Below are 21,512 nucleotides of genomic sequence, written 5' to 3' on the forward strand. Positions count from 1 at the left end.
GCGTCTCCTCAGCGCAGCAAAGGCCGCAGCAGTTCGCGGGAAATGATGTGGCGCTGGATTTCCGAGGTGCCTTCCCAGATCCGCTCGATTCGCGCGTTGCGCCAGATGCGCTCCACCGGGCCCTCGTCCATCAGGCCCATGCCGCCGAAGATCTGCACCGCTTCGTCGGCCACCTTGCCCAGCACTTCGCTGGCGAACAGCTTGGCCATGCCGGCCTCGCCGTCGGTCATGCTGCCCTGATCCATCTTCCACGCGGTGTGCAGGGTCAGCAGCTCCGCGGCGCGGATCTGCGTGGCCATGTCGGCGAGCTTGAACGACACCCCCTGGTAACTGCCGATGGCCTGGCCGAACTGCTTGCGGTCCGCCGCCCATTGCAGCGCCAGGTCCATGGCGCGCTGGGCCTGGCCGACGCAGTTGGCGGCGACCATCACGCGCCCGGCGGTAAGCCAGGCATTGGCCACTTCCCAGCCCTTGTCCACTTCGCCGAGGACCTTGCTCGCCGGCACCCGGCAGTCATCGAAGAACAGTTCGTAGGTGTGGTAGCCGCGGTTGCTCACGCATTTCGGCCCGCGGCGCACGGTCATACCCGGGGTACCGCGGTCGACCAGGAAGGCGGTCACGGCATTGCGCTTGCGGCCGTTGTGCTCGTAGGTATCGGTGACGGCGAAGACGATGGCGAAATCGGCGTGGCCGGCATGGCTGATGAAGTGCTTGCTGCCATTGATGACGAAGTCGTCGCCCTCGCGCACCGCGCGGGTCTTGATCGCATTGGCGTCGGAACCGGCGCCCGGCTCGGTGAGGGCGAAGCAGTCGGTCTTCTCGCCCTGCACGCAGGGGATCAGGTAGTCATCGACCTGTTGGCCCTTGCAGGCCATGAGGATCTTCGACGGACGGGCGACGAACACGTGCAGGGCCCAGGAGACCTTGGACAGCTCGCGCTCGACCAGGGCCTGGGACAGGTAGTCGAGGCCGCCGCCACCGACTTCCTCGGGCATGTTGAAGGCATAGAACCCGGCGGCGATGGCCTTGCCGCGGATCTGCGCGGCCAGTTCCGGCGACACCGCGTCGGCGCGATCGACCTCTTCCTCATGGGGCAGCAGTTCACGGGCGACGAAGCTGCGGACCGCATCCACCAACATTTCTTGTTCTTGGGTCAGTTGGAAATTCATTGCGAAACGTCCTCAAGAAGTTCTTGTAAGTTGTTCATTTACCGACGAATGCAGGTGCACGGCGCTCCACCGACGCACGCAACGCCTCGGCACCGTCGGCGCTGCGCCCGCAGAGCAGGCCGGCGGCGAGCTCCTCGCGCAGTTGCTCGGCCAGGGTGCGCTGGGCGCCGTCACGGATCAGGCGTTTGGTCTGGGCGTAGGCGAAGGTCGGGCCCTGGGCCAGGCGTGCGGCCAGCTCGGCGACATGGCCAAGCAGTTGCTCGTCGGCCACTACCTCGCCCACCAGGCCGCAGGCCAGGGCACGTTCGGCGCCCCAGAGTTCGTCGAGGAACAGCAGGCGTTTGGCCTGCTCTGCGCCGATCAGCCGCGGCAGGTGCCAGCTGGCGCCGGCGTCGGGGCTGTAGGCCATGCTGGTGTAGCCGGCCTTGAAGCGCGCCGAAGCGCCGGCCACGCGCAGGTCGCAGCACAGCGCCAGGTCCATGCCGCCGCCCACCGCGGTGCCGTTGACCGCGGCGATGGTCGGTTTGTCCAGGCTGTGCAGGCGTTGCATCAGGGCATGGGCAGTTTCCGTCCAGCCGTAGCTTTCGAGAATGCCGCGGGCTTCGGCATCGGCCCATTCGGCGAGGTCGGCACCAGCGCAGAAGCTGCGGCCGCTGCCAGTGAGGACCACGACGCGCACGGCCGGATCGTCGGCGAAGTCGTCGAGCAGCGCGTGCAGGTGCTTGAGGGTGGGGATGTCCAGCGCGTTGCGCTGCTGCGGACGGTTGAGGGTGATCCAGGCTACGCCGGCTTCGACTTTGCTCGACAGGGGCGACAGGTTCGTCATGGCAGGCCTCGGTGTTGTTGTGGTTTGGGTGAGGAATGAGGGGGATACTAAACGAGTGTTCAACAAGGCGGCAATTGGCGATTTATCTTATGTAACAGGTGAGACTTATTGGTTATCTGATTGTTTTTATTGAAATTAATTTTAGTTAAAGGACTTTCTCAGGTTGAGCTGTTACAACTTTGCACAACTGTCGACACCGCCTGTGGCTGGACGGGAAACCGCGTCAAGGCATACAGGTGCCTGTCTTGAGCCTTGCTGCGCTCTCAAGATCGAGCGCCGCCCGCGCGGCGCATCGCGGATGAATCCGCTCCCACATTTGTTGCAACGTGCCATGGCCTGTTGGATTTGAGTTGTCAGCCTTTGTTTTTTCGGCGATGCATCGCGGGGAGGCTGTTGGGCTCGACTCGGTATCGCGTCGAACCAACAAGGCGGTCAACCATGGCCTGACAGACATAGGTACGTTGCAACAAATGTGGGAGCGGATTTATCCGCGATGCGCCGTGCGGACGGCGCTCGATCTCAAGGGCACTAGAAAAGCATCGTCATGCACAGCGATGCGCCGCGCGGGCGGCGCTCGATCTCAAGGGCGCTGCACCTGTCGAGGCGAGCACCTGTCAGCCCTTACACCGAGGTCGGCAAGAACGCCCCCTGCCGCTTGCGATTCACCAGGAAATACGCCGCATAACACAGCGCAATGAACCCGAAGCCCCAGTACAACGACGGCCGCTGCGTTTCATCCAGCGCCAGGAACACGAACAGCGAACTGCACAGCGTGATGCACAACAGCGGCACCAGCGGATACAGCGGCGCGCGGTACTTGAGGTCTTCGAGCTTGCCGCCCTCGCTCAGGAAGGCCTTGCGGAAGCGGTACTGGGCCAGGGCAATGACGATCCAGGTCACGGTGCCGGACATCCCGCTCACCGCCATCAGCACCATGAACAGGGTGTCGGCGGCGACGAAGCTGGTCATCAGCGAGATCAGGGCAAAGCACAGGGTGATGCTCAGCGCCCGCAGCGGCACGCCGCGGCTGCTCAGCGGCGTCAGGCTGCGCGGGGCCATGCCGCTCCTGGACATGGCCCAGAGGATCCGCGTCGAGGCGTACAGTCCGGAGTTGCCCACCGAGAGGATCGCGGTGAGGATCACGAAGTTCATCACATCGGCAGCGAACGGAATGCCGACCATGTCGAACACCTGCACGAACGGGCTTTCCATCAGCCCGGCCTGCTGCCACGGGACGATGGCCGAGAGCACCAGGATCGCCAGCACATAGAAGATCAGCACGCGGAACACCACATTGCGCACCGCACGGGGAATGCTCTTCTCCGGCTGGTCGGTCTCGCCGGCGGCCACGCCCATGATCTCGCAGCCCTGGAAGGCGTAGACCACGGTCATCATCACCGCGAACACCGCCGAGATGCCGTTGGGGAACAGCGAATCGCCGATCAGGTTGTCGAACCGCGGCGCCGGTGCGCCACTGGACAGCGGGATGCCGCCGAACATCACCAGGATGCCGATGACGATGAACGCGAGGATGGTCGCCACCTTGATCCCGGAGAACCAGTATTCCGCTTCGCCGAAGGCACGGGTGGCCAGGGCGTTGAGGCCGAACAGGACCACCACGAACAGCGCCGACCAGTACCAGATCGGCACCTCGGGGAACCAGCGGGTCATGAGCATGCCGGCGGCGGTGAACTCCAGGCCCACGGTGGTGGCCCAGCTCATCCAGTACACCCAGCCGATCATGAAACCGGTGGCCGGCCCGATATAGCGCGTGGCATGGGCCTGGAACGAACCCGAGACCGGCATCTGCACCGACAGCTCGCCGAGGCAGACCATCACCAGGTACATCAGCAGCCCAGCCACCAGGTACGCCAGTACGGCGCCCATCGGCCCGCCCTGGTTGATGGTCACCCCGGAGCCCATGAACAGCCCGGTACCGATCACCCCGCCCAGGGACAGCATGAAGATGTGCCGGCTCTTCAGCGCGCGGGTCAGGTGGATGCCCTTGCGCTCGTTGGTATCAGTCATCGCGGCCACCTCGCGGCAAGGTGGCGAAGGAATCAGCTCTGCGGCATTTCATTATTGTTATCTCCAATAAGCCTGACGGACCGCGTCCAGCACGGTTGCCGTCGATTATTGGAAAGCGATGTAAGGCGCCGTTGTCCGCCAGGATCGAAGATGTAAAAAGTCGTAACGTTTCTGTACGTCAGTGCTGGATCAGGCCTTGCAAGGTCGCGCGGGCCTGTTCGATCTGGATCCGCAGCGGTTCGCGCAAGCGCTGCAGGGTGTCCTGGTCATGCCCGCGGGCGGCGTTTTCCAGGGCGCCGAGCACGGCAGCCAGGCCGCGAAAACCCAGGGAATCGCTGCTGCCCGCGAGCCGATGGGCCTGATGGGCGATTTCCCCATGGTCGCCGGCCTGCAGGGCTTCGCTGAGGATCGGGTAATGCTGCTCCAGCGACTGGCCCAGCACCGCCAGCAAGCCCTGGACTTTCTGCTCGCCAAGCAAGGTACGGTGGGTCTGCAGCAGCGCCCAGTCCATTTCCGCGCTGCTTTCCCGCTGCTCCAGCGGCGTCTGCGTCAGGGCCTGGCGCAACGCCTCCAGGCGCAGCGGCTTGGCCAGCACGCCCTGCATCCCCGCGGCCAGGTAGCCCGGCACCTGGGCCGGCTGCACGCCGGCGGTCAGCGCGAGAATGCGCACCTCGCGGTTCGGCCCCGGCGTGGCGCGAAGCCAGCGACACAGCTCGACCCCGCTCATGCCCGGCAGGTGCACATCGAGCAGGATCAGGTCGAAACGTCGCCGCGCACAGATCGCCATGGCCTGCCCGGCATCCTCGGCGAAGCGCACCTGATGGCCGTCGCGCTGCAGCAGACCGGCGGCCACTTCGCGATTGAGCGCCATGTCCTCGACCACCAGGATCTCCAGGCTCGCCGAGGGCGCCGGCAGGGGCAGCGCGGTGCTGCTCGCGCCATCGCGCAGTGCCAGTTCGAACCAGAAGCAACTGCCCTGCCCCTCGACGCTGTCGACGCCGATCCGCCCGCCCAGCCGCTCTACCAGATGCTTGCAGATCGCCAGGCCCAGGCCGGTACCGCCATAGCGCCGCGCCACCGCCTCGCTGGCCTGGGTGAAACGCTCGAAGATCTTCGCCTGCATCTGCGGGGCGATGCCGATGCCGTCATCGCTGACCGTCACCCGCAGTTGCTGACCGTCGGGCAGGTCGGCCAGGACCAGGACTTCGAGGGTGACCTCACCGTGCTCGGTGAACTTGATCGCATTGGCCAGCAGATTGCTCAGGACCTGGCGCAGATACTGCCCGGCGCCCCGCTGCCATTCGGCCAGGCGCGGGTCGAGATGACAGACCAGGCGGTCGTGATTGCTGGCCGCGCGCGGCTCCAGCAGGGTGATGACCTCCGCGCACAGGCGGCGCAGGGAAAAATCGATCGGCTCGGGATGGCTTTCGCCTTCTTCGAGCCGGGCGAAATACAGCACCTCGTCGAGAATCGCCAGCAAGCCCTCGCCGGCCTTGTGCAAGGCGTCCAGACGCTGCTGGTCGCGCTCGCCGAGGCCGGCGTCGTGGAGCAATTCGGCCATGCCGAGGATGCCGTTGAGCGGGGTGCGCAGTTCATGGCTCATGGTCGCGAGAAAACGCGACTTGGCCAGGTTGGCCGCTTCCGCCTCGTCCTTGGCCCGGGCCAGGCTGGCGGTACGCCGCTCGACCATGGCCTGCAGCTCGTCGCGCTTGTCCTGCAGGGCCAGGCGGTCTAGCTCGCGGCGCTCGATATCGCGCAGGATCGCCCGGCGCATGTCGTCCAGGGCATGGGCCACGGTATCGATCTCGTCACCATTGGCGGCAGGCCGACGATCCAGGCGCAGCGGCTCCTGCCACGCACCGCCGCCGACACGCCGGGCGAATTCGGCCAGGACCCGCAGATGGCGGGTCACCAGGCGATAGAACAGCCCCGACAGGACCACCGCCAGGCCGCAGAGAAACACGCCCATCCACAGCAGGCTGGTCAGCCCGGTAGCGAACAGGCGGTGGTGCACGGCGCCAAGGTCGATGCTCACCTCCAGTTCGCCCAGGTGCCGCGGTGGCCCCGACGGCGGCTGGTAATCCAGGGCGAAGCGCTCGATCCGCAGCGGCCCCCTGGGCTCGGCCTCGCCGCGCAGCAGATTGAAATCATCGCTGCTCAGGCGCACCCGGGCGACATCGGAAAAGTCCACCAGCCCGCGCAACTGGGTATTCAGCTGCGCTTCGTCGAGGTCCCACAGGCTGCGCTCCAGGCTGGCCAGGTAGCCGACGCGGATCAGGGCCATGCGCGATTCGATGTCGCGCATCTCCCGGCGGTACTCGAAATACAGCTGCACGGAACTCGCCAGCACGGTGAAGCACAGGCTGAACAGGAGGATGTACAGCAGCAGCCGGCGCAGCAGGCCATCGACGCGCCAGCGGATCATGGTGCGTTCACCGGCAGGCGGATCATGTCGCGGTAAGTCACTTCGCTCTGCTCCAGCCAGCGCTGGATTTCTCCGGCGGCGGCCATGCGCCTGAGCTGCTCGTCGATCTGCGCCATGTGCGCGCTCAGCGGCGAGCGCTTCGACACCGCGACCCGCAGGTAGTCGACGCTCAGCGCCCGCGGCAGCGCGACGATATCGCCGGCGCCGGGCAGGTTCTCGACGAACAGCTCGCCGGTGCGCCGCTCCTGGACCACGAAGTCGATGCGCCCGCGTATCAGCTTGCCGAAGTTCTGCCGGCTGGACGACACCCATTCGATGTTCTGGTGGCGGGCGACGAAGCGGTCGAAGTCCTGGCCGTAGCTTTCGCCGAACAGCAGGCCGCCACGGTAGCCGGCCAGATCCTCGAGGCGTTCGAAGTGCACCGGGCGCTGGCGGTTGACGAACAGCGCGACCTCCTCGCGCATCACCGGCTCCCTGGAGAAGCGCATGCCGAGGTCACGCTGATCGCTGTCGTAGGCCAGCACCACGTCCACCCGCCCCTGCGCGGCATCCAGCAGACAGCGCTTCCAGTTGCCGAGGACGACGATCTCCACCTCCAGGCCCATGCGCGCGAACAGCTCGCGCACCACCGTCGGCGCCAGGCCACGGACCTGACGGCCGTCGCTCCAGGACACCGGCGGATACACCGGGTAATCGCAGTAGCGCACGCGCTCGGCGGCCATCAGCGGCAGGCTGCCGAGCAGCGCCAGCACCGCCAGCAGCCGGCGCATGGCGCTCAGGCCGCCACGCTGGCGGTGAACAGGTAGCCGGTGCCGTGGATGGTGATGATCAGTTGCGGCTCCGCCGGATCGTCGTGCAGCTTGCGCCGCAGACGGCCGACCAGCACGTCGATGGAGCGGTCGTTGGGCACCCACTCGCGGTTGCGGATCTGGTCCATCAACTGGTCGCGGGTCAGGGTATGGCCGCTGTTGCGCAGGAACACGCTGAGCAACTGGAACTCGCCGTGGGTCAGCAGGGTTTCGCCGCCGGCGGGGTCGATCAGGCGGCGCCGATCGCTGTCCAGGGCCCAGTCGCCGAACTGCTTCAGCGCATGGCCCGCCGCCGGTTGCGGCGCCTGGGCGCAGCGCACGCGGCGCACCAGGTTCTTGGCGCGGGACACCAGTTCGCGGGGATTGAGGGGCTTGATCACATAGTCGTCGGCGCCGCATTCGAGACCGACGATGCGATCGATATCGTCGTTGCGCCCGGTGATCAGGATGATGCCGACTTCCGAGCGCACCCGCAGTTCGCGGGTCAGGGTCAGGCCGTCCTTGCCTGGCAGGCGGATATCCAGCAGCACCAGGTCGACCGCATGCCGGGCGAGGAAGGCTTCGGCGCCCTCGGCGGTATCGGCACAGTGGACGTCGTAGCCTTCCTGGGACAGGTAGGCGTGCAGCAGGTCGCGAATCAGCGGATCGTCATCGACGATCAGAACCCGAGGCGTCATTGCGGTTGTCTCTTGTTATGGCGGTTGGACATTGACACGCGCAGGCAGCGTACCCGCTACTGAACGAACGATCAACAGCCCTCGACGCGCCGGAAGCGCTGCCGTCCACCGGCCTGCAGGCCGTCGACCCAGGCCTCGCAGATCTGCACGCCCTGTTCGCGGGTGAAGGTCCCGGGATTGAGCCCCGATTCCAGCCACAGGCCATCGAGCAAGGCGCTCAGGCTGATGGCCGCGAGATCGGCGTCGAAGTCCTCCCAGCCCTCTTCGCTGGCCAGTTCGCCGAGGACGCGGCTCAGGGTGTTGCGGTATTCGCCATAGGAATGATCGTGGACCTGGTTGATCGCCTCGGCGGTCTTCACCGCGCCCCAGAACGCCAGCCAGGCGTCGAGCAGCTGCGGGTCGAGCAGGTCCTCGCAGAACGAGGCCCGGAAGAACGCCGACAAGCGCTCGCGGGCATTCGGCGCGGCCTGGTCCATGGCTTCGCGCAGCAGGCTCATGACCCTGCCGGTCACCGCCAGGTAGGCCTCGGCCACCAGTTCGTCCTTGCCGGAATAGTGATGGCTGATCAAGCCCACCGAGACCCCGGCCTCGGCGCAGATCTTGCGGATCGACGCGCCCTGGAAACCGTGGCGCTTGAGGCAGGCCAGGGTCGCCTCGACCAGGTTGGCTTTGCGAGCTTCCGGCAGCATGCGTTGATAGCGGGCTTCCTGGTTCATCGGCGCTTCTCGTGCTCAGTTGGACTGAACGACTGTACAGCAACGTGGGCCCCGTGATAAACCATCGGCGCATTGCCTTTTCCGACAACCCCAACAAACGGCTGCCATGAACGACCTGATCATTCCAACCCTGGACCAGGGCCTGCTGACCCTGACCTTCAATCGCCCCGACAAGCTCAATGCCCTCAACAGCGCCATGTATCGCCAGCTGGGCGAAGCACTGGCGGCGGCGGACGAGGATCCGCAGGTCGAGGTGCTGATCATCAGCGGTGGCCCGCAGTGCTTCAGCGCCGGCAACGATCTGCACGATTTCCTCGAACATCCGCCCGAGGATCGCGAGCACCCGGTGTTCCGCATGATGCGTGTGGTGCTGGGGCTGCGCAAACCGCTGATCGCCGCGGTCAACGGCCCGGCGATCGGCATCGGCACCACCTTGCTGCTGCATTGCGACCAGGTCCTGGTCTCGCGGGGGGCCAAGCTGAGGATGCCGTTCGTGCCGCTGGGGCTGTGCCCCGAGTTCGGTTCCAGCCTGTTGCTGCCGCGCCTGCTCGGCCATGTGCGGGCGGCGCGCCTGCTGCTGGCCAACGAGGCCCTGAGCGGCGAACAGGCCGTGCACTGGGGGCTGGCCAACGAACTGCACGAGGATGGCGAGGCCTGCCTGAACGCCGCGCGGGACCTGGCCAGGCGCCTGCAGCGCATGCCGCAGGAAGCGCTGCGGCTCAGCAAGCAGTTGCTCAAGGCGCCTGATCGCGAGGCCCTGGCGAACGTGGTCGAGGAGGAATGCCGCTACTTCATCGAACGCCTGCAGACCCCGCAAGCCAAGGCAGCATTGCGCGCGCTGGTCGACAAGTGATCACCCGACAACGATGGGGAACCCTGCGCCAGGCGGCTTGCCAGCACTCAGGCGCGAGGGTTCTGCGCCGGTAGCAGTTGCAGACCCAGATACAGGCTCAGCATCCCTTCCAGGCGCAGCGGGTCGACCCCGCTGAGCTCGCCGATCCGCTCCAGGCGATAGCGCAGGCTGTTGCGATGAATCCCCAGCGCCTCGGCGCAGGCCTGGCTCTGCCCGTCATGGCTGCACCAGGCGCGCAGGGTCGCGAGCAACTGACCGCTGACATCCTTGGCGCGGATCCGCTGCAGGGGTTCCAGCAACTCGTCCAGCGCATCGTCCTGGCGGTGCCGCCAGAGCAACGCCGGCAAGCGGTAGCGGGCCAGGGTCAGCAGGCGCTGCTCGGGCAGCACTTCGCGACCATAGGCCAGCAGGTCGCGCACCCGCCGATAGCCTCGGCGCAGCTTGTCCACGCCCTCGGCCGTGCCGCCCAACGCCAGGCGCTGGACCCGCCAGCCCTGGCTCTCCAGCTTGTCCAGCAGCCGGGCTTCGTCCAGGGCCAGGCTGCTCGGGCGGCACCAGAGCAGCGACTGGCGCGCCGGGCTGACGCACCAGCTGTCCGGATAGCGCTGCATCAGCCATACCGAGAGGGCCTCGGCGCCCTGCCCCTCGTCCAGTTCGAACAGGCACGGCACCCGCGCCAGTTGCGGCTTGAGCCCCAGTTGCCGGGCCTCGTCCACCAGCCGCGGGGCATCGCCGCTGCCGCCCAGGAGCAAGGCCAGCAGGTCGTCGCAGCGTTGCCGCCGCCACTGCTGCTCGACCTGCAGGTGACGCTGGGCCAGGAGCATTTCCGCGGTCATCCGCACCAGCTCGGCGTAGGTCCGCAACTGCCCGGGATCACCGGTGATACCGAGCACGCCGATCAGCCGACCGTCCAGCAGCAACGGCAGATTGACCCCGGGCTGCACGCCCTTGAGGCATTTCGCCGCCTCCTCGTCGATCTCGACGATGCGCTCGTTGGCCAGCACCAGTTGCGCACCCTCGTGGCGGGTATTGATGCGCTGCGTCTCGCCGCTGCCGAGGATCAGGCCCTGGCTGTCCATGACGTTGACGTTGTAGGGCAGAATCGCCATCGCCCGGTCGACGATATCCTGCGCCAGGTCATGATCCAGCTCGAACATGGGGTTTCCTTGAAGGCCCAGGGGTTGGGCGGCAGCACAAACGCACGACGCAAATGCCGTGCAACGGCACAAAGACAGGCATCGCCTGCTCGCCGAGACTTTTCACCAGCGCCCGCCTCGACGCGGGATGCCGCACAACCATAACAACAGAGAGAGAATCATGTCATCCAGCCCTGCCCCTGACCAAGGCCACGCCATCGACCGTGATGCGCTGTACCGGCGCATCACTCTGCGGCTGATTCCGTTCATTTTCGTCTGCTATCTGTTCAACTACCTCGATCGGGTCAATGTCGGCTTCGCCAAGCTGCAGATGCTCGACGCCCTGAACTTCAGCGAAACCATCTATGGCCTCGGCGCCGGGATCTTCTTCATCGGCTACGTGCTCTGCGGCCTGCCCAGCAACCTGGCGCTGAACCGCTTCGGGCCGCGGCGCTGGATCGCGCTGATGATGATCACCTGGGGCACCCTGTCGACCTGCCTGCTGTTCGTCACCACGCCGACCCAGTTCTACGTGCTGCGCCTGTTCACCGGTGCCGCCGAGGCCGGTTTCTTCCCCGGCATCGTGCTGTACCTCTCGCAGTGGTTCCCGGCCAACCGCCGCGGACGCATCATGGCCCTGTTCATGTCGGCGATCCCGGTCTCCGGCCTGCTCGGCGGGCCGTTCTCCGGCTGGATCCTCAATCACTTCGCCGCCGGCCAGGGCGGTCTCGCCGGCTGGCAGTGGATGTTCCTGATCCAGGGCCTGCCCACCGTGGTCCTGGGCTGCATGGCGGTGTTCCTGCTCAGCGACGGCTACGCCAAGGCGGCCTGGCTGAACGCGGCGCAGCGCGCAGCGATCGCCGCCGACCTGCGCGCCGACGCGGCGAGCAAGCCGCCGACGGTCAGCGACGGCCTGCTCGCGGTGCTGCGCAACCCGCTGATCTGGACCTTCGGCTTCGTCTACTTCTGCATCCAGAGCGGGGTCTACGCGATCAACTTCTGGCTGCCGTCGATCATCAAGAACCTCGGTTTCAGCGATGCCCTGCTGATCGGCTGGCTGAGCGCCATTCCCTATCTGCTGGCCGGTGTATTCATGCTGCTGGTGGGACGTTCCGCCGACCTGTGCAACGAGCGCCGCTGGCACCTCGTGGTGCCGATGCTGATGGGCGCGGTCGGCCTGCTGATCGCGGTGAACTTCGCCCACAGCCCGGTGATCGCCATCCTCGGCCTGAGCATCGCCACCATGGGCGCCCTCACCGGCCTGCCGATGTTCTGGCCGATGCCCACCGCCCTGCTCAGCGCCGGCACTGCCGTGGCGGGTCTTGCGATCATCAACTCGGTCGGGCAGATGGCCGGCTTCCTCAGCCCGTACCTGGTGGGTTTCATCAAGGACCAGACGGGGTCGACCGATGCGGCGCTGTATTCGCTGGCGGGGTTGATCGTGGTGGGCAGTGGGGTGGCGTTGCGGGTTTCCCGGCAGGCACGCGGACTGACCGCCAGCGCCTGACCTGGACGCCCCCGTGCGCGTAGGAGCGAGGCTTGCCCGCGAAGGCGTGCGAAGCAGGCCGGGCGGAGTCGCTGCCGATCTGGGACCGCTGCGCGGTCCTTTCGCGGGCGAGCCTCGCTCCTACGAGAGCAAGTCGCGCGTAGCGTGTCGCGGTATGAGAACAAGCCGCGCGTCGCGTGTCGCAATGATTGCATTGTGCCCTTTTCACCCTGTACAAGAGTCCCTTCACCTATCGCGAAGGGACTTCCGATCATGATCTACCGTCCTCTGGGCCGCAGTGGCCTGCAAGTGTCCGCCCTGACCCTGGGCAGCATGATGTTCGGTGAACAGACCAGCACCGAAGACTCGCTGCGCATCATCGACAAGGCCTGGGACCAGGGCATCAACTTCATCGACACGGCGGACGTCTACAACGGCGGGCGCTCGGAAGAGCTGGTCGGCGAAGGCATCGCCGCCCACCGCCACGACTGGATCCTCGCCAGCAAGGTCGGCTACGGCCCGGTCGACGGTGTGCCGAACCGCAGCGGGCTGTCGCGCAAGCACATCTTCAACGCCATCGAGGCCAGCCTGACCCGCCTCGGCACCGACTACATCGACATCTATTACCTGCACCGCGAAGACCACACCACGCCGCTGGACATCACCGTCTCGGCGATCGGCGAGCTGCTGCGCCAGGGCAAGATCCGCCACTGGGGCGTGTCCAACTTCCGCGGCTGGCGCATCGCCGAGATCTGCAACCTGGCCGAACGCCTGGGTATTCCCAAGCCGGTGGTCAGCCAGCCGCTGTACAACATCGTCAACCGCCAGGTCGAGACCGAGCAATTGACCGCCGCCGCCGCCCACGGCCTCGGCGTGGTGCCGTTCAGTCCGCTGGCCCGCGGCGTGCTCAGCGGCAAGTACGCGCCCAACGCCGAACCCGAGGCCGGCAGCCGCGCCGCGCGCCAGGACAAGCGCATCCTGGAAGTGGAATGGCGCGCCGAATCCCTGGACATCGCCCAGAAGATCCACGCCTGGACCGAGGCCAAGGGGGTCGGCATGGTCGAATTCGCCATCGCCTGGGTGCTCAACAACCAGCTGGTCAGCTCGGCCATCGTCGGCCCGCGCACCGAGGCGCAGTGGGACACCTACGGCGGCGCGCTGGAGGTGAAGATCAGCGCCGAGGACGAAGCCTTCATCGACTCGCTGGTCACCCCGGGCCATGCTTCGACCCACGGTTTCAACGATGTCGCGCACTTCGTCAGCGGGCGCCTGCCGCGCTGAGTTCGCTTTTCAGCAGGTGGCTGATCGCGGCCTTGAGCTTCATCGGCCGCACCGGCTTGTGCATCAGGGTATGGCCCAGTTCACGCACCTGCTGCTTCAGTTCGTTGCTGTAGTTGGCGGTGATCATCAGCGCCGGCAGGGGTGAACGGCGCTGCGCATTGATCGCCGCCACCGCCTGCAGGCCGTTGCGGTCATGGTCCAGGTGGTAATCGACGATCAGCAGCCCCGCCTCGCCTTCATCCGCCGGCAACTGCCCGGCCAGGTCCGCTTCGTTCAGCGCCGTGCTGACCCGACAGCCCCATTGTTCGAGCAGGGTGCGCATGCCGGCACAGATCGCCGCATCGTTGTCCAGCACCCAGATCCGCGCGCCTTCCAGGCGCTCCAGCAGGGCCACCGGCTCCGGCAGCGTCGCCTGCGGGCGTGGCGCCTGGCGGCTCAGCGGCACTTCGATGGCGAACACCGAGCCCTTGCCCGGGGTCGAGCGCAGCTGGATGCGATGGCCGAGAATCCCGGCGATCTTCTCGACGATGGCCAGGCCCAGCCCCAGGCCGCGGTCCTGGTCCGGACGCTGCGAGTCACCGCGCTTGAACTCCTGGAAGATTTCCTCGCGCTTGTCCGCGGCGATACCGATGCCGGTGTCCCACACCTCGATCCACACCCGCGCGCCGCGTCGCCGGCAGCCCAGCAACAGGCGGCCCTGGGGGGTATAGCGAATGGCGTTGCTCAACAGGTTGCGCAGGATCCGCGCCAGCAGCTGGATGTCGCTGCGCACCCGCAGGCGGCTTGGCACATAGTGCAGGCGCAGGCCCACGCTGGCCGCGGTGGCGGCATATTCGGCGGCGAGGTTGTCGAGCAGGTCGGCGACGGCGAAGGGGGCGACATCGGCCTTGATCACCCCGGCATCCAGCTTGGAGATATCGACCAGGGTACCGAGCAGGCTTTCCACATCGTCGAGGGCGTTGCTGACGTTGCGCACCAGCGCCGGACTGCCGCTCTGCTCCTGCAGGGCGCTGGTGAACAGGCGCGCGGCGTTCAGCGGTTGCAGCAGGTCGTGGCTGACCGCGGCGAGGAACTTGGTCTTCGACAGGTTGGCCTGCTCGGCTTCCTGCTTGGCATCGCGCAGGCGTGACTCGACCCGCCGCCGCTCCTCGATCTCGCGCAGCAGCTGCTGGTTGAGCTGGGTCAGCTCGGTGGTGCGTTCGCGCACCCGCAGTTCCAGGTGCTGGTAGGCCTGGTGCAACGCCTCGGCGGTGCGCCGGCGCTCGGTGATGTCGCGGATCAGCACGAAGATCCCCACCACTTCGCCGCTGGGCAGGCGATTCGGCACGTAGGAACGCAGCATGTAGCGCTCCTGGCCATGGGCGTTGGTCTCGGCGAACTCGAAGGTCACGTTCTCCCCGGCCAGTGCCTGGGCGATATAGGTTTCCAGGCGCCGGTAATGCTCGGCGCTGTGCACGTCGCGCAGGCGCTGGCCGAGCATGGCCGCATGCGGCCAGCAATACCACTGCTCGTAGACCTTGTTGGTGAACTCGTAGACCAGGTCGGCATTCAGGTAGGCGATCAAGGCCGGCACCTGGTCGGTGATCAGGCGAATCCAGCGCTCGCTTTCACTCAGGGCCTCGGCGTGCTGATAGCGCTCGGTGATATCGGTGAAGGTATTGACGAAGCCGCCGGTGGGCAGCGGATGGGTGCGGATCTCCAGCATGCGCCCGTCATACAGGCGCTGCTCCAGTTCCTGCAGGGGCCGGCCATTGCCATCGCGACTGCCGGGGGTCAGCAGGGACAGCTCGCTGTCGCCGATCACATCGGCGAACTGGCGGTGCGCGGCGATCGGCGCCAGGCCGCTGAGTTCGAGAAAACGCCGGTTCCACAGTTCCAGCACGCCATCGGCATTGACCATGGCCACGCCCTGGGACAGGTTGTCCACCGCGCGCTGCAGCAGGTGCGACTTCTGCGCCACCGCCTGCTCGCGGCGCTGGGTCTCGCTGTGCTTGACCTCGGTGATGTCGGTCAGCAGCACCACGCGGCCGCCGCCCTGGGTCGGGCGTTCGCTGACTTGCAGCCAGCGCCCGTCGCGCAGGCGATAGAGCAGGTTCTCGTCGTTGATATTGCGCGGTTCTTCGGTGAACAGGCCGGTGCGCAGCATCAGCCGGCGCACTTCCGAGAGGTGCATGCCGCTGATGATGCGGATCCGGCTGTTGGCCCACAGCGCCTTGAAGCGCTGGTTGAACAGGACGATACGCAGGTCCGGATCGAACAGCACGAAGGCGTCGGAAATGCTCTCGATGGCGTCCACCAGGTACTGGTGCGCGGTTTCCGCGCGCAGCCGGGCATCGCTGAGCAGGTGGTTGCTGGCCTTGAGCTCGGCCATCGCCTGGTTCAGCGCGTCGGTGCGCTCGCGCACCTGCTCGGCCAAGGTCACCGAATGCTGGAACGCCGCGTAGGAGTCGTCGGGCCGCGCCGCGCCGGACTCCAGGCGCTCGATCAGCGCTGCGTTGATCCGCCCGAGCTTGTGGTTCTCGTGGCGCAGGCGTTCGATCAGCGCCTGCGCTTCAGTCGAATCGGCGGGCACGGGAGCGTCCGATGGCAACGCCGGTGAAGGTCTGGTTGATGTGCATGCCATTGAACTGTTCTCCGTAGGAGTTGAAACCCACCACCGCGTGCTGACGCAGGATCGTCTCGACCTCGCCCTTTTCCGGGCGGTCTTCCAGTTCCAGGCGGCGCAGGAAGCAGTCGCAGCCGATGGTCAGGAGCAGCGCGCCGAGGCGCTCGCACAGGCCGTCGAACAGCGCGTTCAGGTTCGGCACCAGGGGCCCCGGGTGCATGGCGGTGAGGACGATGCCGTTCTCCACCGCGCAGTAGAAGCTCAGGCTGAGATCGTCGTGGACCTGCTGGATCGCCCGCACGTAGTAGCGCTCGTTGATGCGCACGGCCAGCGGGTGGGCGGCGAAGGTGCGCTGGTCGATCTCGGCCACCGGCACGCCGATCAGGTTGGCGTACTCCAGGGCGGCCGGCTCGGCGTTGAGTTCGTAGACCCGGCGCAGGGCGCGGTCGGCGCGGGTCACCACGAGTTTTTCCGCGCGGGGCTGGATGTGGTGGGTGGTGAACACCTCGAAATCCAGCCAGGTATTGACCAGCAGCACCACCGCGGCGCTGCTGTGGAAGGCGCCGTCGTAGTAGACGTGGGTGTGATGCAGGTAGTTGTCGTCGCCGGCCGAGCCACCGAAATGGGGGATATCGCCGAGGGCCGCGTTGAGCGCGGCGAGGAGCATTTCCTCGCGGCTGGACAGGCCGTCGAGCAGGGTCAGGGCGAAACTGTGGCCCTTGATCGGCGCCAGGGTGTTGCCGCGGCAGTCGTTGATCAGGCGTTCGACGCAGCGCTGGGCGTCGATCAGGCTGAAGTCGTGGATCGGCGCGATCAGCTCGCCGGCGATGGAGAACTGCCGGTGATCGAAGCCCAGCGCGGTGATGCAGCCACGGCCGTAGCCTTCCGGGGTGATCTCGCCGGCGCTGGTGCAGCCGGCCAGGCGGATGCCGCCGAAGCTGTCCTGCAGGGCCTGGGCCAGGGCGGGCAGATCGTACTCGGCGGAACAGAAGAACAGCACGAAGCCCAGGTGCGGGTGCATCAGTTGCCGGGCCAGGTCCTGGGCGGCTTCCTCGGCGACGACGGCGCGGGATACGGCACTGCGGACGCCTTCGGCGTTGGACTGCGGCATTGCAGCCTCCAGCGTGTGGTGGGGATGGATGGCGGCAGTTTAGGGGGCGTCGGGAGGGGGCCGAATGCTACTTGGGTAGTGGGTGGGGGTGGTATTGGTTGTAGAAGATTCCGAGAACGCCACAGATCGGTGTGGGAGCGGATTCATCCGCGATCGGGCGCGAAGCGGCCGTAAACCCTGAGTCCCGGGTTTGCCTGACACACCGTGCATTCAGGTTTTGCGACGGCTTCGCCGCCGATCGCGGATGAATCCGCTCCCACACCGATCTGCGTCGCGGTAAAAAGACCACCACAGGACAGAAGACCTTCCCCGGCAGGATGCGCCTTGCCGGAAAAGGTCCACTGCCCCGCGGTGGTGGGGTTCACCAGGTGAGGACGGCACCCAGGGCCAGGGTGTCGGTGTCTTCGTTCTGTGCGTCGCCGTGATGGCCGTTGATTTCGAACTGGTTGTACTCGGCCACCAGCTTGAGGTTGTCGTTGATCGTGTGGAACAGGGCGATGCCGCGGGTCTCGTAGTCGGCACCGGTATTCACCGCGCCGTTGCCGTCGTCCTTGGTCTTGCCGTAGGACAGCGCCAGGCGGTTCTTGCCGAGGGTATACGAGCCCTGCACCAGGTAACCCTTGCTGTCCACCTCGCGCAGGGTGGCTTCCCCGGCGTTATTGGTGAAGAACGGGTTGATGCCCTTGGCGGTGAAGCCGGAGCCGGTCAGGGAGAACGCGCCCATCTTGGCCTGCACGCCATAGCCCAGGCCTTTGGAGGTGACGCTGTCGACGTTGTGGTCGGTGTTGTCCGAGGTCTGGTAGCTGCCGTTGAGCCAGCTGTAGATCTTCGCCCCGCCCAGGTCGAACTGGTAGGTGATCTCGCTCTCGGTCCGCGGGTTCTTCTGGTAGGCCTTGCCCAGCGCACTGTTGTCGTTGGTGTCCACCGGGTCGAGGATACCGACGGCAACGCGCAGGCCTTCCATCACCGGGGTACGGTAGGTGATCTGCGAGGACGGGAACGGATACGGGTAGCCGCTGCCGATGTTGCCGAACGACACCCCGCCACCGTCCACCAGGCCGAGGGTATCGCTGACCTGGCCATAACCGGCGAGCAGTTCGTCGAGGAGGATGTTGGAGCGGGCGAACAGACCGAAGTCCTTGCCGATCAGCACTTCACCCCACTCGGGGTTGGCCACGGTGCCGTAGAACTGACGCACGTCGATGGCGGTGTCGGTGCCGTTCTGCTCGCTGTCGTTGATGGTCACCCAGAACGAGGCACGGCCGCCGAGCTTGAGGTCGGCCATCTGCTTGGTCATGTTGAAGCCCAGGTAGTTGGGCAGGAAACCCATCTTCACCCGCGACTGGCGGCGATCGTACTGGTCGCCGTCACGGTCGACGTCGCTGTTGACGTAGAAGGCGTTGATGTAGCCGTCGGTGGAAAAGGTCGTTTCATCCTTGTCGTACAGCATGATTTCCGCCTGGGCCAGCGGGACGAGCCCGAAACTGGCGAGGCCGGCCAACAACGGCAGGAAACGGGCATTGGCATTCTTATTCTTGTGCATGACGCTCTCCGCGAACGGTGGGGACGGTTGTCGGAGGCGATTATCGAAAGCCCGCGCGCCCTGCCCTACGCTGCCTTGGGCGCAAGCCGGCGCTGCTTTGGCCGGGGCCCGGGAGACGACGGTCGGGGGAACTAATCCCCTGTGCGAGCGGGTCACAAGGCTAAAGTGTCGCAGGTACGACCGAAGGTCGGGGTTGCTCATGCAAAAATGCAGATTGCCACTGCGATTTTATCGATTGTATTGGGCAAATTTGCACTGCTACGATCCGGGCGATCCTTGACCCTTCGTCCACACCGCGACAATTCACGTGGAAAATCAATAACAAAGCAGGGAGACCGCGATGACCGCACAAGCTCAAGCACCTACTACTTCACCAGCGCAAAGCGCTCAGGTACGGGCCGAAGTCCGCAACCATATCGGCCATCTGATTCTCGACCGCCCCGCCGGCCTCAATGCCCTCACCCTGCGCATGGTGCGCAGCCTGCGCGAGCAACTTGAGGCCTGGGCCGTCGATCCGGCGATCCATGCCGTGGTCCTGCGCGGCGAAGGCCCCAAGGGCTTCTGCGCCGGCGGCGATATCCGCTCGCTGTACGACAGCTACAAGAGCGGCGCGACGCTGCACCAGGATTTCTTCGTCGAGGAGTACGACCTCGACCTGTTCATCCATCACTACCGCAAACCCGTCGTCGCCCTGATGGACGGCTTCACCCTCGGCGGTGGCATGGGCCTGGCCCAGGGCGCCGAACTGCGGGTGGTCACCGAACGCAGCCGCCTGGCCATGCCGGAAGTCGGCATCGGCTACTTCCCGGATGTCGGCGGCAGCTACTTCCTTTCGCGCATTCCTGGCGAACTGGGCACCTACCTGGGGGTCACCGGGGTGCAGGTCCAGGCCGCCGACGCCCTCTACTGCGGCCTCGCCGACTGGTACCTGGACAGCGCCAGGCTGGCCGAGCTGGACCGCGACCTCGACCAACTGAGCTGGAGCGAGCATCCGCTCAAGGACCTGCAGGGCGTTCTCGCCCGCCTGGGCAGCCAGACCCTGGTCAACCCGCCGCTGGCCGAACTGCGCCCGGCCATCGACCACTTCTTCGCCCTCGGCGATATCGCCAGCATCCTCGAACAGCTGCGCAGCGTGACCGTGGCCGACAGCCACGAGTGGGCGCTGAAGACCGCCGAGCTGATGGACAGCCGTTCGCCGCTGGCGATGGCGGTGACCCTCGAGCTGCTTCGTCGGGGCCGGCATCTGACGCTGGAGGACTGCTTCAGAATGGAGTTGCACCTGGACCGGCAATGGTTCGAGCACGGTGACCTGATGGAAGGTGTGCGTGCCCTGCTGATCGACAAGGACAAACAGCCGCGCTGGAATCCCGCCAGCGTCGCCGACCTCGACCGCCAGCGCGTCGAGCAATTCTTCGAAGGCCTCTGAGGGCTGGAGCACGCACATGCAAGACCTGGAACTGACTGAAGAACAGATCATGATCCGCGACATGGCCCGCGACTTCGCCCGAGGCGAGATCGCGCCGCATGCCCAGGCCTGGGAAAAGGCCGGCTGGATCGACAACGACGTGGTCCGCAAGATGGGCGAGCTGGGCCTGCTGGGCATGGTCGCGCCCGAGGAATGGGGCGGCAGCTACACCGACTACGTGGCCTATGCCCTGGCCGTGGAGGAAATCGCCGCCGGCGATGGTGCCACCGGCGCGCTGATGAGCATCCACAACTCGGTGGGCTGCGGCCCGCTGCTGGCCTACGGCAGCCCCGCGCAGCAACAGGCCTGGCTGCCGCGCCTGGCCACTGGCGAGGTGATCGGCTGCTTCTGCCTGACCGAACCGCAGGCCGGCTCCGAAGCGCATAACCTGCGCACCCGTGCCGAGCTCAAGGATGGCCAGTGGGTCATCAACGGGGCCAAGCAGTTCGTCAGCAATGCCCGCCGCGCGGGGCTGGCCATCGTCTTCGCGGTGACCGACCCGGACGCCGGCAAGAAAGGCATTTCCGCGTTCCTGGTGCCCACCGACAACCCGGGCTTCGTGGTCGATCGCAGCGAGCACAAGATGGGCATCCGCGCCTCCGATACCTGCGCGGTGACCCTGAACGACTGCCGGATTCCCGAAGAAAACCTGCTCGGCGCACGCGGCAAGGGCCTGGCGATCGCCCTGTCCAACCTCGAAGGCGGCCGCATCGGCATCGCCGCCCAGGCCCTGGGCATCGCCCGCGCGGCGTTCGAGGCGGCGCTGGTGTATTCCCGCGAGCGCATCCAGTTCGGCAAGCCGATCAACGAACACCAGAGCATCGCCAACCTGCTGGCCGACATGCAGGTGCGGATCAATGCCGCGCGCCTGCTGATCCTGCATGCCGCGCGCCTGCGCAGCGCCGGCAAGCCGTGCCTGAGCGAAGCGTCGCAGGCCAAGCTGTTCGCCTCGGAAATGGCCGAGCGGGTGTGTTCCATGGCGATCCAGGTGCATGGCGGGTATGGCTACCTGGAGGATTACCCGGTCGAGAAGTACTACCGGGATGCGCGGATCACGCAGATCTACGAGGGGTCGAGCGAGATCCAGAGGATGCTGATTGCGCGGGAGTTGAAGAACTATCCGTTGTGATCGACACGCCAGTTGTAGTGCTCTCCAGATCGAGCGCCGCCCGCGCGGCGCATCGCGGATGAATCCGCTCCCACATTTGTTGCAACGTGCCATGGCCTGTGGGATTTGGGTTTGTGCTGGTCTAATGGCTCCGGACACCTCAATTAGGGAGAATCCCCCTACTGAGGAGTACCCCCGATGACCAAGAAGTACAGAAGATTCACCACCGAGTTCAAACTCCAGGTCTGCAAGATGATTGTTGATCAAGGCCTGA

The 21,512-nt window shown here is 66.1% G+C and carries 16 protein-coding genes; 5 read left to right on the top strand and 11 right to left on the bottom strand.

Going from position 1 to position 21,512, the window contains the following annotated elements; translation table 11 throughout:
• Nucleotides 1-8: 8 nt before the first annotated feature.
• The 7 genes from RTI28_RS27515 to RTI28_RS27545 form a co-directional block, all read right to left on the bottom strand.
• Nucleotides 9-1,169, bottom strand: coding sequence for an acyl-CoA dehydrogenase family protein (locus tag RTI28_RS27515; protein ID WP_316923435.1), 1,161 nt, complete (start codon nucleotides 1,167-1,169; stop codon nucleotides 9-11).
• Between the two features lie 34 nt (nucleotides 1,170-1,203).
• Nucleotides 1,204-1,995 carry an enoyl-CoA hydratase/isomerase family protein gene (locus RTI28_RS27520; RefSeq protein WP_316923436.1) on the bottom strand — a complete coding sequence of 264 codons (792 nt, stop codon included), beginning with the start codon at nucleotides 1,993-1,995 and terminating at the stop codon, nucleotides 1,204-1,206.
• A gap of 621 nt (nucleotides 1,996-2,616) precedes the next feature.
• Nucleotides 2,617-4,023: an amino acid permease gene (locus tag RTI28_RS27525; protein WP_316923437.1), complete on the bottom strand. Its 1,407-nt coding sequence runs from the start codon at nucleotides 4,021-4,023 to the stop codon at nucleotides 2,617-2,619.
• A 178-nt stretch (nucleotides 4,024-4,201) separates the two neighbouring features.
• Nucleotides 4,202-6,448: an ATP-binding protein gene (locus RTI28_RS27530; RefSeq protein ID WP_316923438.1), complete on the bottom strand. Its 2,247-nt coding sequence runs from the start codon at nucleotides 6,446-6,448 to the stop codon at nucleotides 4,202-4,204.
• On the bottom strand, nucleotides 6,445-7,218 hold the full coding sequence (locus RTI28_RS27535) for a substrate-binding periplasmic protein (RefSeq protein ID WP_316923439.1): 774 nt from the start codon (nucleotides 7,216-7,218) through the stop codon (nucleotides 6,445-6,447). The genes RTI28_RS27530 and RTI28_RS27535 overlap by 4 nt, the downstream gene beginning before the upstream one ends.
• 5 nt (nucleotides 7,219-7,223) lie before the next feature.
• A complete protein-coding gene (locus RTI28_RS27540) occupies nucleotides 7,224-7,934 on the bottom strand; it encodes a response regulator (protein WP_316923440.1) in 711 nt (236 codons plus the stop codon).
• 71 nt (nucleotides 7,935-8,005) lie between these two features.
• Complete coding sequence (locus tag RTI28_RS27545; RefSeq protein ID WP_316923441.1) at nucleotides 8,006-8,650, bottom strand: TetR family transcriptional regulator C-terminal domain-containing protein; 645 nt, start codon at nucleotides 8,648-8,650, stop codon at nucleotides 8,006-8,008.
• Between the two features lie 106 nt (nucleotides 8,651-8,756).
• On the opposite strand from RTI28_RS27545, the gene RTI28_RS27550 reads away from it, so the two are divergent.
• A complete protein-coding gene (locus RTI28_RS27550) occupies nucleotides 8,757-9,503 on the top strand; it encodes an enoyl-CoA hydratase (RefSeq protein WP_316923442.1) in 747 nt (248 codons plus the stop codon).
• A 47-nt stretch (nucleotides 9,504-9,550) separates the two neighbouring features.
• Here the strand turns inward: RTI28_RS27550 and RTI28_RS27555 are convergent, their stop codons facing one another.
• Nucleotides 9,551-10,660, bottom strand: coding sequence for a sugar diacid recognition domain-containing protein (locus RTI28_RS27555; RefSeq protein WP_316923443.1), 1,110 nt, complete (start codon nucleotides 10,658-10,660; stop codon nucleotides 9,551-9,553).
• Nucleotides 10,661-10,820: 160 nt separating this feature from the next.
• Here RTI28_RS27555 and RTI28_RS27560 point away from each other — a divergent pair, with 160 nt between their 5' ends.
• Complete coding sequence (locus RTI28_RS27560) at nucleotides 10,821-12,146, top strand: MFS transporter (protein WP_316923444.1); 1,326 nt, start codon at nucleotides 10,821-10,823, stop codon at nucleotides 12,144-12,146.
• A gap of 252 nt (nucleotides 12,147-12,398) precedes the next feature.
• Nucleotides 12,399-13,406, top strand: a complete 1,008-nt coding sequence (locus tag RTI28_RS27565; protein WP_316923445.1) for an aldo/keto reductase — start codon at nucleotides 12,399-12,401, stop codon at nucleotides 13,404-13,406.
• Here the strand turns inward: RTI28_RS27565 and nahK are convergent.
• The 3 genes from nahK to RTI28_RS27580 all read right to left on the bottom strand — a co-directional run bounded on the left by nahK (nucleotide 13,384) and on the right by RTI28_RS27580 (nucleotide 18,665).
• The gene (gene nahK, locus RTI28_RS27570) at nucleotides 13,384-16,029 is read right to left on the bottom strand and encodes a hybrid sensor histidine kinase/response regulator NahK/ErcS' (RefSeq protein ID WP_410479049.1); all 2,646 of its coding nucleotides are present in this window, start codon (nucleotides 16,027-16,029) and stop codon (nucleotides 13,384-13,386) included. The two genes, RTI28_RS27565 and nahK, sit on opposite strands and share 23 nt — an antisense overlap.
• A complete protein-coding gene (gene nosP / locus RTI28_RS27575; protein WP_316923446.1) occupies nucleotides 15,959-17,122 on the bottom strand; it encodes a nitric oxide-sensing protein NosP in 1,164 nt (387 codons plus the stop codon). Before nosP ends, nahK begins: the two co-directional genes overlap by 71 nt.
• 361 nt (nucleotides 17,123-17,483) lie before the next feature.
• Nucleotides 17,484-18,665, bottom strand: a complete 1,182-nt coding sequence (locus RTI28_RS27580) for a porin (RefSeq protein WP_316923447.1) — start codon at nucleotides 18,663-18,665, stop codon at nucleotides 17,484-17,486.
• Nucleotides 18,666-19,005: 340 nt separating this feature from the next.
• Between RTI28_RS27580 and RTI28_RS27585 the strand changes: the two genes are divergently transcribed.
• Nucleotides 19,006-20,091: an enoyl-CoA hydratase/isomerase family protein gene (locus RTI28_RS27585; protein WP_316923448.1), complete on the top strand. Its 1,086-nt coding sequence runs from the start codon at nucleotides 19,006-19,008 to the stop codon at nucleotides 20,089-20,091.
• Nucleotides 20,092-20,107: 16 nt separating this feature from the next.
• Nucleotides 20,108-21,259: an acyl-CoA dehydrogenase family protein gene (locus RTI28_RS27590; RefSeq protein WP_316923449.1), complete on the top strand. Its 1,152-nt coding sequence runs from the start codon at nucleotides 20,108-20,110 to the stop codon at nucleotides 21,257-21,259.
• The last annotated feature ends 253 nt before the right edge of the window (nucleotides 21,260-21,512 follow it).

The sequence above is a fragment of the Pseudomonas sp. zfem002 genome (assembly GCF_032621685.1).
Taxonomy (GTDB): domain Bacteria; phylum Pseudomonadota; class Gammaproteobacteria; order Pseudomonadales; family Pseudomonadaceae; genus Aquipseudomonas; species Aquipseudomonas japonica.

Excerpts from the sequence above, each read along its gene's own strand:
- RTI28_RS27535 (WP_316923439.1), bottom strand. The coding sequence starts at position 7,218 with ATGCGCCGGCTGCTGGCGGTGCTGGCGCTGCTCGGCAGCCTGCCGCTG.
- RTI28_RS27585 (WP_316923448.1), top strand. The coding sequence starts at position 19,006 with ATGACCGCACAAGCTCAAGCACCTACTACTTCACCAGCGCAAAGCGCT.
- RTI28_RS27550 (WP_316923442.1), top strand. The coding sequence starts at position 8,757 with ATGAACGACCTGATCATTCCAACCCTGGACCAGGGCCTGCTGACCCTG.
- RTI28_RS27545 (WP_316923441.1), bottom strand. The coding sequence starts at position 8,650 with ATGAACCAGGAAGCCCGCTATCAACGCATGCTGCCGGAAGCTCGCAAA.
- RTI28_RS27530 (WP_316923438.1), bottom strand. The coding sequence starts at position 6,448 with ATGATCCGCTGGCGCGTCGATGGCCTGCTGCGCCGGCTGCTGCTGTAC.
- RTI28_RS27590 (WP_316923449.1), top strand. The coding sequence starts at position 20,108 with ATGCAAGACCTGGAACTGACTGAAGAACAGATCATGATCCGCGACATG.
- RTI28_RS27565 (WP_316923445.1), top strand. The coding sequence starts at position 12,399 with ATGATCTACCGTCCTCTGGGCCGCAGTGGCCTGCAAGTGTCCGCCCTG.
- RTI28_RS27580 (WP_316923447.1), bottom strand. The coding sequence starts at position 18,665 with ATGCACAAGAATAAGAATGCCAATGCCCGTTTCCTGCCGTTGTTGGCC.
- RTI28_RS27560 (WP_316923444.1), top strand. The coding sequence starts at position 10,821 with ATGTCATCCAGCCCTGCCCCTGACCAAGGCCACGCCATCGACCGTGAT.
- RTI28_RS27525 (WP_316923437.1), bottom strand. The coding sequence starts at position 4,023 with ATGACTGATACCAACGAGCGCAAGGGCATCCACCTGACCCGCGCGCTG.
- RTI28_RS27515 (WP_316923435.1), bottom strand. The coding sequence starts at position 1,169 with ATGAATTTCCAACTGACCCAAGAACAAGAAATGTTGGTGGATGCGGTC.
- RTI28_RS27540 (WP_316923440.1), bottom strand. The coding sequence starts at position 7,934 with ATGACGCCTCGGGTTCTGATCGTCGATGACGATCCGCTGATTCGCGAC.
- RTI28_RS27520 (WP_316923436.1), bottom strand. The coding sequence starts at position 1,995 with ATGACGAACCTGTCGCCCCTGTCGAGCAAAGTCGAAGCCGGCGTAGCC.
- RTI28_RS27555 (WP_316923443.1), bottom strand. The coding sequence starts at position 10,660 with ATGTTCGAGCTGGATCATGACCTGGCGCAGGATATCGTCGACCGGGCG.
- nosP (WP_316923446.1), bottom strand. The coding sequence starts at position 17,122 with ATGCCGCAGTCCAACGCCGAAGGCGTCCGCAGTGCCGTATCCCGCGCC.
- nahK (WP_410479049.1), bottom strand. The coding sequence starts at position 16,029 with ATGGCATGCACATCAACCAGACCTTCACCGGCGTTGCCATCGGACGCT.